The sequence below is a fragment of the Erwinia sp. PsM31 genome, from assembly GCF_030433775.1.
GTDB lineage: Bacteria > Pseudomonadota > Gammaproteobacteria > Enterobacterales > Enterobacteriaceae > Erwinia > Erwinia aeris.
Genome location: NZ_JARUWZ010000006.1, coordinates 193,025 through 206,205, shown reverse-complemented (window position 1 = coordinate 206,205; position 13,181 = coordinate 193,025). Strand labels below are relative to the sequence as shown.

Genomic DNA, 13,181 nt, shown 5'->3' with positions numbered 1-13,181 from the left:
ACGCGCCCAGCTTATCAAGCCATCAAAAAACGCACAGTATGCACGAATCATTCTGAATGCCTATCCTTAATTGGAGTATGGAAAGCGACTTCAATGGCCTGTGTCACCCTTTGACAAGAAAAAAGCTGACGTATATCAACTCTTTCAAGCATCATAGCCAGTAGTGTTTGCGCTCGCCAGTCGCCCGCTGGCAAGAACGTAGAAAAGGATACTGTTTGATGATGTCCCAGCCTCACCTCCTGGCGGAAAGAATCGCACGCCTCAGCAACGCGTTAGAAAAGGGACTTTACGAACGCCATCACGCTATTCGCCTTTGCCTGCTGGCGGCATTAAGCGGCGAAAGCGTTTTTTTGCTTGGCCCGCCAGGTATTGCCAAAAGCCTGATAGCCCGTCGGCTGAAGTATGCCTTTCAGCATGCCCGCGCCTTTGAATATCTGATGACCCGCTTCTCCACCCCGGAAGAAGTTTTCGGGCCGCTTTCCATTCAGGCGCTGAAAGATGAAGGCCGCTATCAGCGCCTGATCAAAGGCTACCTGCCCGATGCCGAAATCGTCTTTCTGGATGAAATCTGGAAAGCCGGGCCGGCTATCCTCAATACGCTGCTGACCGCCATTAACGAGCGCCGCTTTCGCAACGGCGATTGTGAAGAAGCCATCCCGATGCGGCTGCTGGTGACCGCCTCCAACGAACTGCCCGAAGCCGACAGCGGGCTGGAAGCGCTGTATGACCGGATGCTGATCCGGCTGTGGCTTGATAACGTGCATGAAAAGCAGAACTTTCGCAGCATGTTGACCCATCAGCAGGATGAAAACAGCAATCCCGTCGCGGAGTCGCTCTGCATTACTGATGAAGAGTATAGCGAATGGCAAAAAGGCATTGCGCAGGTTGCGCTGCCGGAAGAGGTGTTTGAGCTGATTTTTATGCTGCGCCAGCAGCTGGAGAACCAGCCGGAAGCGCCTTATATTTCCGATCGCCGCTGGAAAAAAGCGATCCATCTTTTACAGGCCTGCGCTTTTTACAGCGGTCGTAAAGCGATCGCGCCGGTAGATCTGATTTTGCTGAAAGATTGTCTGTGGCACGACGTTGCCTCAATGGCGCTGCTGGATCGCGAGATAGACAACCTGATTACCCAGCAGGCCTGGCAGCAGCAGCCGATGCTGATCAAACTGCAGCAAATCGCCTCACGCCGGCTGAGCCTGCAGCAGGAAAAAAGCGTAGAGCAGGCGATAAGGCTGGAGAAGCACGGCGGCATATTCAGCCGTAAACCCCACTATGAGCTGCCCGAGGCGCTGTCCGCCGACACGCTGACGCTGATGCTGCAAAAGCCGCTGATGCTGCACGACATGCAGGTCAGCCATATCGTGATTGGCCGCGAACCGCTGTACCACTGGCTGCAAAAAGGCGGCGAAGTGCGCGGCAAGCTTAACGGTATTGGTTTTGCCCAGACGCTGGATCTGCATATCGACGGCGCCGACTGCCTGACAGTGCGCGATGTCAGCCTCCAGACTTCGCGGCTGATGCTGCCGGGCCAGCCGCTGGAACACGGGCTGCCGCAGGAGATCGTCGAGGCGCTTGATGAGGTAGAGGCACAGCTGCATGCCCAACGTACGTTGTTCAGTCAGCATCATCGCTGCCTGTTTATCAGCGACGACTGGCTGGCGAAGATCGAAGAGAGCCTGCAACAGGTCGCTGAACAGCTGAAACAGGTGCGTCGTTGATATCGCTGGATACGCTCAGCGCCTTTCTGGCGGTCAGCGAAGGCGACCTGATTGAAGAGCTGGTGGTGACGCTGTTGGCCAGCCCGCAGCTCGCCCTTTTTTTTGAAAAATTTCCCGGCATGAAAAAGGCGCTGCTGCACGATTTGCCGCGCTGGAAATCGGAGCTCCTGGCGCAGCTGAAACAAACAGCGGTGCCGGAAGCGCTTGCCGGTGAATTTACGCTTTTCCAACAGTGCCAGCCGCTCGCCCATCAGGCATTTTGCCTGAAAATTCCGTCTATCCTACTTTACCTGGATTCGCATCAGTCGCCGTTTAAAGACAAAGCCCGCGAGCTGGTGGCGCATAGCGTCGCGGGCCAGAGCATGAGCGAGCCGCAGCATACGCTGTTTTTACAGCGCTGGCGGCTGAGCCTGACGCTGCAAACCCTGTCGCTGAATCAGCAGCTGCTCGACAGCGAGCGGGAAAAGCTGCTGGCGGAGCTACAGCAAAGGCTGGCGATGAGCGGCCAGCTGGCGCCGGTGCTGTCGGATAACAGCGATGCCGCCGCCAGCCGCCTGTGGGATTTGAGTAAAAGCCCGCTACAGCGCGGCGATTATCAGCTGATGGTCGATTACGGCGATTTCCTGGCGCAGCAGCCGATGCTGCAAAAACTGGCGGAACAGCTGGGCCGCAGCCGCGAAGCCAAAGCGGTACTGAGCGAGCAGGCGCCGCTGGAGGCGTTCCACCAGCTGGTCAGGGAACCTGCCAGCGTGCCGGAAGAGGTCAACGGCATTCACCAAAGCGACGACGTGCTGCGCCTGCTGCCGCCGGAGCTGGCGGCGCTGGGCATCAGCGAGCTGGAACTGGAGTTCTATCGCAGGCTGGTGGAGAAACGGCTGCTGACCTATCGGCTGCAGGGCGAGGCCTGGCATGACAGGGTTTCGCAGCGCCCGGTCAGCCACCAGCAGCATGAAGAACAGCCGCGCGGGCCTTTTATCGTCTGCGTGGATACTTCCGGCTCGATGGGCGGCTTTAACGAACGCTGCGCCAAGGCCTTTTGCCTGGCCCTGTTGAAGGTGGCGCTGGCCGATAACCGTCGCTGCTACATAATGCTGTTCGCGCATGAAGTGGTGGGCTACGAGCTGACCGCAGACGACGGCATTGCTCAGGCGATCCGCTTTCTCAGCCAGCGCTTTCGCGGCGGCACCGATCTGGCAGCCTGTTTGCAGTCGGTGCTGGGCAGGCTCGCCACACCGGAGTGGAACGATGCCGACGCCGTCATTATTTCCGATTTTATCGCCCAGCGGCTGCCGGAAGATCTGGTTAAAACCGTCAAAAAGCACCAGCTCCTCCAGCAGCAGCGCTTTCACGCCGTTGCGCTGTCCGATCATGGAAAACCGGGTATTATGCGCATTTTCGACCATATCTGGCGTTTTGATACCGGCCTGAAGAGCCGTCTGCTGCGCCGCTGGCAGCGCTGATTTTCTCTTTGCCGCTGCCCGACAATCCTCTCCTGCTATAGTCATAGCTACGCTTTATCCCGCCTACGGTTCTCAGGAGTATTACGTGGCACAACATCACCAGGCTTTTTCCCCAGAGTTACCTGCCCCAACTCACACGTTGTTGCTTAGCGGCAGCGACGCAGAACAAAAACGACAGGAGCTTCTTGGCTATTTCCAACAAACGTGGGCGCTCTACGAGAGCCTGTTCGACTGCCTTGCCGATGAGCAGGCTTATTACACTAAGGCGATTTCGCTGCGCCATCCGCTGGTGTTCTATTTCGGCCATACCGCGACTTTCTATATTAATAAGCTGGTAGCGGCCGGCCTGCTCGACAACCGCGTGGACGACCATATCGAAGCGATGATGGCTATCGGCGTGGATGAGATGAGCTGGGACGATCTGGACGCAACCCACTACGCGTGGCCGACGCTTGCCGAGCTGCGCGACTATCGCGGCAAGGTGCGTCATCTTGTCGAAAGCGTCATTAAAGAGATGCCGTTGACGCTGCCGATCGGCTGGGACAGCCCGGCCTGGGTGATCCTGATGGGGATCGAGCATGAGCGGATCCATCTGGAAACCTCCAGCGTGCTGATCCGCCAGCTGCCGCTCGCCTGGGTTAAACCGCAGCCGTACTGGCCGGCCTGTCCCGACGCCCGTCACGATCGCCACGCCGTGCCGCAGAACAGACTGATAGCCGTTGCCGGCGCACGCGTCACGCAGGGGAAAACCGACGATACCTACGGCTGGGATAATGAATACGGCACGCTGTCCACCGAGGTGAAGCCTTTTGAAGCCAGCCAGATGCTGGCAAGCAACGCGGAGTTTTTTGCATTTATCACGGCAGGCGGCTATCGGGACGATCGCTGGTGGGATGAGGAAGGTCTGGGCTGGCGCAATTTCGCGCAGGCAACCATGCCGACTTTCTGGGTGGGATCGCCTGAGGAACCTGACCAGTTACGGCTGCGTTTGATGACTGAAGAAGTCGCGATGCCGTGGGACTGGCCGGTCGAAGTCAACCAGCTGGAGGCGGCCGCCTTTTGCCGCTGGAAAGCCGATAAAACCGGCCGTTCCGTTCAGCTCCCCAGCGAGGCCGAATGGCTGCTGCTGCGTGAGCAGGTTGAAGGCGATCGCTGGCTGCAGGCGCCGGGCAACCTGAATCTGGCCTGGTGGGCTTCTTCCTGTCCGGTCGATCGCTTTGCCCAGGGCGAATTCTTTGACGTGGTGGGGAACGTCTGGCAGTGGACGACCACGCCGATAAACGGGCTGGAAGGTTTTAAAGTCCATCCGCTTTATGACGACTTTTCGACGCCGACCTTCGACGGCAAACATGCGCTAATTAAAGGCGGCAGCTGGATTTCCACCGGCAACGAAGCGATTAAATCTTCCCGCTATGCGTTCCGCCGCCACTTTTTCCAGCACGCGGGCTTTCGCTACGTCGTGTCCAACCATCAGGAAAAGAAAATGCTGAATCCGTATGAAACCGACAGCATGGTGTCGCAATACCTGGACTTCCAGTACGGGCCGGGCTACTTCGGTACAGAAAACTATGCGAAGGCGCTGGTGGATATCGCCTGTCGCATGACCGATAAACGAGGCCGCGCGCTGGATATCGGCTGCGCCACCGGTCGCGCCAGCTTTGAGCTGGCCCGCTATTTTGAGCAAGTGGTGGGGATGGATTACTCCGCGCGCTTTATCGACGTGGCGCTCCAGCTGACCAGCGGCGAGGATTTCCGTTATGTGACCCAGGAAGAGGGCGACCTGGTGGAGTATCACCAGGTGCGGCTGAAAGATTTCGGCCTCGCCGCAGAGCAGGCCAGCCGCATTCAGTTTATGCAGGGCGACGCCTGCAACCTGAAGCCGCAAAAGGCGGGTTACGACCTGGTGCTGGCCGCTAACCTGATCGACAGGCTGCGTCAGCCGAAGCGCTTTTTGCAGGACGTCACGAGGATGATCAATACCGGCGGCGTATTGATGCTGTCGTCGCCGTACACCTGGCTGGAAGAGTACACGCCAAAAGAGAACTGGCTGGGCGGCATCCGCGAAAACGGCGAGGCGCTGACCACCTACCAGGCGTTGCAGCGTTTGCTGGCGGCAGATTTCGAAGAGATCGCCGCGCCGCAGGACGTGCCGTTTGTGATCCGCGAAACGGCGCGTAAATATCAGCATTCCGTCGCCCAGCTAACCGTCTGGCGCAAGCGCTAACATCAGATAACCCTCTGGCTATGACCAGGCGGTTGTGTTTTCCTTATAGCGGGTAACGTAAGTTATCCGCTATTTTATTGCCTGCATTTTCACTTTCCTGCACATTATTCCCTGACAAATTATCAAATCCTTAATGACGGAGCCTTTATGCCCGATAATCTGCAACCCGACGATCTCGATCGCGGCATCCTCAATGCGCTGCTGGCCAACGCACGTACCGCCTATGCCGAGCTGGCCAAGCAGTTCAACGTCAGCCCCGGCACTATCCACGTCCGGGTAGAGAAGATGAAGCAGGCAGGCATCATTAAAGGCACGCGGGTGGAAATCGATCCTCGCCAGCTTGGCTATGACGTGTGCTGCTTTATTGGCATCATTTTAAAAAGCGCCAGAGACTATCCGGCCGCGCTGGCGAAGCTGGACGCGCTTGATGAAGTGGTGGAGGCCTGGTACACCACCGGGCACTACAGCATCTTTATTAAGGTGATGTGCCGATCTATCGACGCGCTGCAACAGGTGCTGATCAACAAGATCCAGACCATTGACGAGATCCAGTCCACCGAGACGTTAATTTCCCTGCAAAACCCGATCATGCGGACGATCAAGCCCTGATCTGTGCACAATATTATCCACAAAAGATCGGCGCCTCATTTTTGTTGAAATATCTTATATCGGGTCAGGAACGTTCCCATCCGTCCGGCACGTGGCGCTCGCGGCGTGCTTTCACTTATTTGCCCGCAAAACAAAAGCGGCAGTTAAGCCCGCTCATCTACATTTATTAACCTTACTTACCCACAGGTAGATCCCAGACTGATCACAGCGTACAATAGCCGCCTTTAGCAAACAGGGATCTCACATGGCGGACGTAACCTTAATCACTGGCAGCACCCTGGGCAGTGCGGAATATGTTGCCGAACTTCTGGCCGAGAAGCTGGAAGAAGCGGGCTTTTCTACCGAATTACTGCATGGGCCAGAGCTGAACGAGCTTTCGACAGCAGGAACGTGGCTGGTAGTGACCTCTACCCATGGAGCCGGCGATCTGCCCGATAACCTGCAGCCGCTGTTTGATGAAATAGAAGAGAAGCGTCCGGATCTGAGCCAGCTGCGCTACGGCGCCGTAGGTATCGGCAACCGTGAATACGATCTTTTCTGCGGTGCGATCGATAAAATGGACAAATTGTTGACGGCATGTGGTGCACAGCGCATCGGCGACCGTCTGGATATTGACGTGCTCGAACATGAGATCCCCGAAGATCCCGCTGAGGTGTGGATCGAGAGCTGGAAAACGCTGATCGGCTGACGATCGGGCGTCGGATCGCAGCAATTTGTGCGATCGGCGCCTGAAAAACAGGCGAAGTTTTGTAAATTTCTCCCCGATTTGCCTATTTAAATAGCGATCAACTGTGGATAACTATGCTGATCCAGCGGTAATAACCGGTGGTTATCCAAAGAACAACCGTACGGTCGGATCGAGCCTGTGCATAACATGCCTTTTTGATCCCAGCTTATACGCCGCAGGATCACCGATCTTTCACAGCAAACGATCCCGCTTAAGCTGATGATCCAGGAAAGGAAAAAAGGCTTATCCACAGAGATCGTCGATCCTAATAGAAGATCCAGTAAAGAGATCTCTAAATAAAAAAGATCTTCTTTTTAATACGTGTCTGGCCCTGCGCTTTCACCTTCGGCCAAAGTTGAGTAGAATTCACGCCCCGGGCATCCCCCACTCTTTTAAATCGCACAACCGCGAGGTTCAGTACCATGTTTTATCCAGATCCTTTTGACGTCATCGTGATCGGTGGTGGTCATGCGGGCACGGAAGCCGCTATGGCGGCAGCCCGGATGGGTCAGCAAACCCTGCTTTTAACGCATAACATTGATACGCTTGGACAAATGTCCTGCAATCCGGCGATCGGTGGCATCGGAAAAGGACATCTGGTTAAAGAAGTGGACGCGCTGGGCGGCCTGATGGCACACGCTATTGACCAGGCCGGTATCCAGTTCAGGATACTAAACGCCAGCAAAGGACCCGCCGTCAGGGCTACCCGTGCTCAGGCGGATCGCGTGCTCTATCGTCAGGCCGTACGCACCGCGCTGGAGAACCAGCCGAACCTGATGATCTTCCAGCAGGCGGTTGACGATCTGATTGTGGAAAACGATCGCGTCGTTGGCGCTGTGACCCAGATGGGGCTCAAATTCCGCGCCAAAGCGGTTGTGCTGACCGTAGGTACCTTCCTGGACGGTAAGATCCACATCGGGCTGGATAACTACAGCGGCGGCCGTGCTGGCGATCCGCCTTCGATCCCATTGGCTCGTCGCCTGCGTGAACTGCCTTTGCGCGTCAGCCGTCTGAAAACCGGTACGCCACCGCGTATCGATGCGCGCACGATTGATTTCAGCGTGCTGGCTCCGCAGCATGGCGATACGCCGCTGCCGGTCTTCTCGTTTATGGGCAACGTGGCGCAGCACCCACAGCAGGTGCCTTGCTACATCACCTATACCAACGAGAAAACGCACGACGTCATCCGCAGCAACCTGGATCGCAGCCCAATGTACGCTGGCGTGATCGAAGGCGTTGGCCCACGCTACTGTCCTTCCATCGAAGACAAGGTGATGCGCTTTGCCGATCGCAACGCGCACCAGATCTTCCTGGAGCCGGAAGGGCTGACCAGCAATGAAATTTATCCAAACGGCATCTCCACCAGCCTGCCGTTTGATGTCCAGATGCAGATTGTTCGCTCTATGCAGGGCCTGGAAAACGCGAAGATCGTCCGTCCGGGCTATGCCATCGAATATGACTTCTTCGATCCACGCGATCTGAAGCCAACGCTGGAAAGCAAATTTATCGAAGGTCTGTTCTTTGCCGGTCAGATCAACGGCACGACAGGCTATGAAGAAGCCGCAGCGCAAGGTTTGCTGGCTGGGCTGAATGCCGGTCGCCTCTCTGCGGACAAAGAAACCTGGGCGCCGCGTCGCGATCAGGCCTATCTGGGCGTGCTGGTTGACGATCTCTGCACGTTGGGAACCAAAGAGCCGTACCGCATGTTCACCTCCAGGGCGGAATACCGTCTGATGCTGCGTGAAGACAACGCCGATCTGCGTCTGACCGCCGAAGGCCGCGAGCTGGGTCTGGTAGACGATGCCCGCTGGGCGCGCTTTAACGAGAAGCTGGAGAGCATTGAGCAGGAGCGTCAGCGTCTGCGCGACATCTGGGTGCATCCTAAATCTGAAGCCGTGGATGAAGTGAATGGCGTACTGAGCGCCGCGCTGACCAAAGAAGCCAACGGCGAAGATCTGCTGCGTCGTCCAGAGATGACCTATCAGCAGCTGATGACGCTCAGCACCTTTGCGCCCGCCTTAAGCGACGCTCAGGCCGCCGAGCAGGTTGAAATTCAGGTGAAATACGAAGGCTATATCGCCCGCCAGCAGGAAGAGATCGATCGCCAGCTGCGCAACGAGAACACGCTGCTGCCGGTGGAGCTGGATTACCGTCAGGTCAGCGGCCTCTCTAACGAGGCGATCGCCAAGCTGAACGATCACAAACCGGGATCGATAGGTCAGGCTTCGCGTATTTCAGGGATCACGCCTGCGGCTATTTCCATTCTTCTGATCTACCTGAAAAAGCAGGGGCTGCTGCGCAAAAGCGCCTGATGCTTCGCGGGGCGGCTACGGTCGCCCCTTTAACTGATTTGGATGTAATCGTGATTAATAAACTTTCCGCGCTGCTGAAAGCCGCCAATATTTCCCTGACCGATCGACAAAAAGAGCAGCTGACAGGCTATGTTGAGCTGCTGCATAAGTGGAACAAGGCTTATAACCTGACGTCGGTGCGTGACCCGCAGCAGATGCTGGTACGGCATATCATGGACAGCATCGTGGTTGAGCCTTATCTGGAAGGAAGCCGTTTTATCGATGTGGGCACGGGACCAGGGCTGCCGGGCGTACCGCTCGCTATCGTCCGTCCTGAAGCGCACTTCACGCTGCTGGACAGCCTGGGCAAACGCATACGCTTTCTTAAGCAGGTACAGCATGAACTGAAACTGGAAAATATCGATCCGGTACAGAGCAGGGTAGAGGTGTTTCCTGCCGAGCCGCCTTTTGATGGCGTGATCAGTCGGGCCTTCGCTTCTCTGAACGATATGCTGAGCTGGTGCCATCATCTGCCTGGCGAAAAAGGGCGATTTTATGCGCTGAAAGGCGTCGTGCCGCAGGATGAGATCGACGCGCTGCCGGCAGGTTTTACCCATCACAAGACGGTGAAGCTTCTCGTTCCTGAACTGGAAGGCGAACGTCACCTGGTGGTAATTAATCCGCAAAATCTGGCAGCAAGCAGCGCTGATTGAACGTGATTTACCTGAAAATAACGCTGAAAAGCCGAATTTTTTACCGTATTATCGCCTGATTATTCAGCAAAGCGGCTGAACGGCACAGGCTTACCAAACCCGATTTTAGTTAAGTCAGCCCGGCAGGGCAGGGGAGAGGAAGGCGCAGGTAACGCGAAAGGCTAAAAAGCCCGACGAAAATTTAGCCTTTCGGGCGATACGCGGTGATTTTTTTTCAGGTGGGAATGTTTCAGTAAGGTTAAAATGACGCGCAGAAATTATCGTTCACACCTGGTTACATTTAACGTTAATTTCACAAAGTGTTATCAAGGATATTACCTCTTCGGGACGAGATCCGCCTTTTTCAGCGCGAAGTGAAAAATAATGTGGTGATATTTATTTTGCTTGCCTGGCGGATTAGCCTGAAATTTTGGCTGCAATGACTGTCAATTAACACTTTTAATCCGGCTGGCAGGCTGGTTTTACGGTAAAAAATAGTAAGTAGTTGAATGTTATTGATATAATTATATTTTTCTGAGCGATATTAAGAATATTCCTTAACGGAATGCGGATAAAATATTACTGAATTGTGATCTTCCGCACGCTTTATGAGCGATATTTGGCCTTTATCGTATGCATTTTCCGCCTGTCGGCCATTCCTGACAGTTTTGAAAAAGTGCGCCCGCGAAAGAAATTTAAATAATTGTTCACCATTTCGCTACTTATCCATTGAAATCGCAGGGGCGCGCCGTATAATTTGCTCGTTTTTTGCTGCTTGACTCAAAGCGGCAAAGGCAGTTTTATACGACACGCGACATACCCCCGACGGGGCAGGAGAGTTTCAGCGTCATGTCAGTGTCCCTTTACAGAGTGAAATTTGCCCGAACCGTGCTGCTTCTTCAGCTGGTGATTTTTGTCATAATCGGCGCGCTGTTCGCCCTGAAAGAGTTGACCTGGGGCCTGTCCGCGCTTGCGGGTGGACTGGCGGCCTGGCTACCGAACGTATTGTTTATGATTTTTGCCTGGCGTCATCAGGCAGGAGACCCGGTTAAAGGACGCGTGGCCTGGAGCTTCGCTCTGGGTGAAGTGCTGAAGGTTCTGGCAACCATTCTTCTGCTTGTCGTGGCGCTGGCGGTGTTTGGGGCGGCATTTACGCCGCTCGGACTGACCTGGTTATCGGTGCTGATTGTGCAAATCGTCGCACCGGCTGTAATTAACAACAAAGGGTAAGAGGCATCATGGCTGCAGGAGAAATCTCTACGCCGCAGGAATACATAGGTCACCACCTGAATAACCTTCAGCTGGACCTGCGTACCTTCGAGCTAGTGAATCCGCACGACGCACCGTCGTTCTGGGTATTAAATATTGACTCCATGTTTTTCTCTGTGGTGCTGGGACTGGTATTCCTGGTGCTGTTTCGCAAAGTTGCGAAATCAGCCACCAGCGGCGTTCCGGGAAAACTGCAGGCGGCGATTGAACTGGTTGTTGGCTTCGTCGACAACAACGTCCGCGACATGTACCACGGTAAAAGCAAAGTAATCGCACCGCTGGCTCTGACGATTTTCGTCTGGGTCTTCCTGATGAACTTCATGGACCTGCTGCCTATCGATCTGCTGCCGTATATCGGCGAGCACGTTCTGGGTCTGCCAGCGTTGCGTGTTGTGCCTTCAGCCGACGTGAACATCACGCTGTCTATGGCGCTGGGCGTATTTATTTTGATTCTGTTCTACAGCGTCAAGATGAAAGGCATTGGGGGCTTTACTAAAGAGCTGACATTGCAACCCTTCAATCATCCTGTCTTCATTCCGATCAACCTGATCCTTGAAGGCGTGAGCCTGCTGTCCAAACCGGTTTCTCTCGGTCTGCGACTGTTCGGCAACATGTATGCGGGTGAATTGATTTTTATCCTGATTGCCGGCCTGTTGCCGTGGTGGTCACAGTGGGTTCTGAGTGTGCCATGGGCCATTTTCCACATCCTGATCATTTCGTTACAGGCTTTCATTTTCATGGTACTGACGATTGTCTATCTGTCGATGGCATCTGAAGAACACTGATTTTTTTATCAACACTACTGCGTTTTAACTGAAACAAACTGGAGACTGTCATGGAAAACCTGAATATGGATCTGCTGTACATGGCTGCCGCTGTGATGATGGGCTTAGCGGCAATCGGTGCTGCGATCGGTATCGGCATCCTCGGAGGTAAATTCCTGGAAGGCGCCGCGCGTCAACCGGATCTGATCCCTCTGCTGCGTACGCAGTTCTTTGTTGTAATGGGTCTGGTGGATGCAATCCCAATGATCGCTGTTGGTCTGGGTCTGTATGTGATGTTCGCCGTCGCCTAACCCTGATGTTCATCGTTGGACGCGAGTTCGACGATGAACGGCTTCTGCCGGTCGTCAGACCGGAGAAAAAAGTTAACTTAACAAGAGGCATTGTGCAGTGAACTTAAACGCAACAATCCTCGGCCAGGCCATCGCGTTCATCCTGTTTGTAGTGTTCTGCATGAAGTACGTATGGCCGCCGCTGATGGCTGCTATCGAAAAGCGCCAGAAAGAAGTTGCTGACGGCCTTGCTTCCGCAGAACGTGCCAAAAAAGATTTGGATCTCGCGCAGGCTGATGCGTCCGACCAGCTGAAAAAAGCGAAAGAAGAAGCTCAGGTTATCATCGAACAGGCTAACAAACGTCGTTCGCAGATCCTGGACGAAGCGAAAGCCGAAGCTGAGCAGGAACGTAACAAGATCGTCACCCAGGCGCAGGCTGAAATTGACGCCGAACGCAAACGTGCACGTGAAGAGTTGCGTAAGCAGGTCGCGATGCTGGCTATCGCCGGCGCCGAGAAAATCATTGAACGTTCCGTGGATGAAGCTGCTAACAGCGACATCGTTGATAAACTGGTCGCTGAACTGTAAGGAGGAAGGGGCTGATGTCTGAATTTACTACTGTAGCTCGCCCCTACGCCAAAGCAGCTTTTGACTTTGCTGTTGAGCATCAGAATGTCGATCGCTGGCAGCAGATGCTGGCGTTCGCTACCGAAGTAGCCAGCAATGAACAAGTGGCAGAACTCCTTTCCGGCGCATTAGCGCCGGAAGCGTTGTCTGCACGGTTCATCGCTATCTGTGGTGATCAACTCGATGAAGCCGGCCAGAACCTGATTAAGGTCATGGCTGAGAACAAACGTTTACCAGCGCTTCCCGATGTACTGGCTCAGTTTATCCAGCTACGCGCCGCATACGATGCGACCGCGGACGTTGAGGTGATCTCTTCCACTACACTGAGTGACGAACAGCTGACCAAAATCAGCGCCGCTATGGAAAAACGTCTGTCACGCAAAGTTAAGCTGAATTGCAAAATTGATAAGTCTGTAATGGCAGGTGTAATCATCCGTGCGGGTGATATGGTCATTGATGGCAGCGTACGCGGCCGTCTTGAGCGCCTTGCAGACGACTTGCAGTCTTAA

The 13,181-nt window shown here is 54.8% G+C and carries 12 protein-coding genes; all 12 read left to right on the top strand.

Translation table 11 applies throughout. The features are described from left to right. Window positions 1-221: 221 nt before the first annotated feature. Window positions 222-1,718 carry an ATPase RavA gene (gene ravA / locus QCD69_RS07705; protein WP_253461173.1) on the top strand — a complete coding sequence of 499 codons (1,497 nt, stop codon included), beginning with the start codon at window positions 222-224 and terminating at the stop codon, window positions 1,716-1,718. Further along, the gene (gene viaA / locus QCD69_RS07700; protein ID WP_253456867.1) at window positions 1,715-3,178 is read left to right on the top strand and encodes an ATPase RavA stimulator ViaA; all 1,464 of its coding nucleotides are present in this window, start codon (window positions 1,715-1,717) and stop codon (window positions 3,176-3,178) included. The genes ravA and viaA overlap by 4 nt, the downstream gene beginning before the upstream one ends. Window positions 3,179-3,263: 85 nt before the next feature. After that, window positions 3,264-5,402, top strand: a complete 2,139-nt coding sequence (gene ovoA / locus QCD69_RS07695; protein WP_301251601.1) for a 5-histidylcysteine sulfoxide synthase — start codon at window positions 3,264-3,266, stop codon at window positions 5,400-5,402. Window positions 5,403-5,549: 147 nt separating this feature from the next. Then, window positions 5,550-6,011, top strand: coding sequence for a transcriptional regulator AsnC (gene asnC / locus QCD69_RS07690; protein WP_125289166.1), 462 nt, complete (start codon window positions 5,550-5,552; stop codon window positions 6,009-6,011). Window positions 6,012-6,255: 244 nt separating this feature from the next. Beyond that, the gene (mioC, locus tag QCD69_RS07685) at window positions 6,256-6,699 is read left to right on the top strand and encodes an FMN-binding protein MioC (RefSeq protein WP_253456861.1); all 444 of its coding nucleotides are present in this window, start codon (window positions 6,256-6,258) and stop codon (window positions 6,697-6,699) included. 461 nt (window positions 6,700-7,160) lie between these two features. Beyond that, window positions 7,161-9,050 (top strand): tRNA uridine-5-carboxymethylaminomethyl(34) synthesis enzyme MnmG, encoded by a 1,890-nt coding sequence (gene mnmG / locus QCD69_RS07680; protein ID WP_253456858.1) that lies wholly within the window; start codon window positions 7,161-7,163, stop codon window positions 9,048-9,050. Window positions 9,051-9,100: 50 nt separating this feature from the next. Continuing rightward, the gene (rsmG, locus tag QCD69_RS07675) at window positions 9,101-9,742 is read left to right on the top strand and encodes a 16S rRNA (guanine(527)-N(7))-methyltransferase RsmG (protein WP_301251599.1); all 642 of its coding nucleotides are present in this window, start codon (window positions 9,101-9,103) and stop codon (window positions 9,740-9,742) included. 828 nt (window positions 9,743-10,570) lie between these two features. Then, window positions 10,571-10,951 (top strand): F0F1 ATP synthase subunit I, encoded by a 381-nt coding sequence (gene atpI, locus QCD69_RS07670; protein ID WP_125289170.1) that lies wholly within the window; start codon window positions 10,571-10,573, stop codon window positions 10,949-10,951. Between the two features lie 8 nt (window positions 10,952-10,959). Continuing rightward, entirely contained in the window at window positions 10,960-11,775 is an 816-nt protein-coding gene (gene atpB / locus QCD69_RS07665) for a F0F1 ATP synthase subunit A (protein WP_125289171.1), read from the top strand. Between the two features lie 50 nt (window positions 11,776-11,825). Continuing rightward, window positions 11,826-12,065, top strand: coding sequence for a F0F1 ATP synthase subunit C (atpE, locus tag QCD69_RS07660; RefSeq protein WP_003849523.1), 240 nt, complete (start codon window positions 11,826-11,828; stop codon window positions 12,063-12,065). A gap of 97 nt (window positions 12,066-12,162) precedes the next feature. Further along, the gene (gene atpF, locus QCD69_RS07655) at window positions 12,163-12,633 is read left to right on the top strand and encodes a F0F1 ATP synthase subunit B (RefSeq protein ID WP_253456852.1); all 471 of its coding nucleotides are present in this window, start codon (window positions 12,163-12,165) and stop codon (window positions 12,631-12,633) included. A 14-nt stretch (window positions 12,634-12,647) separates the two neighbouring features. Further along, entirely contained in the window at window positions 12,648-13,181 is a 534-nt protein-coding gene (atpH, locus tag QCD69_RS07650) for a F0F1 ATP synthase subunit delta (RefSeq protein WP_125289173.1), read from the top strand.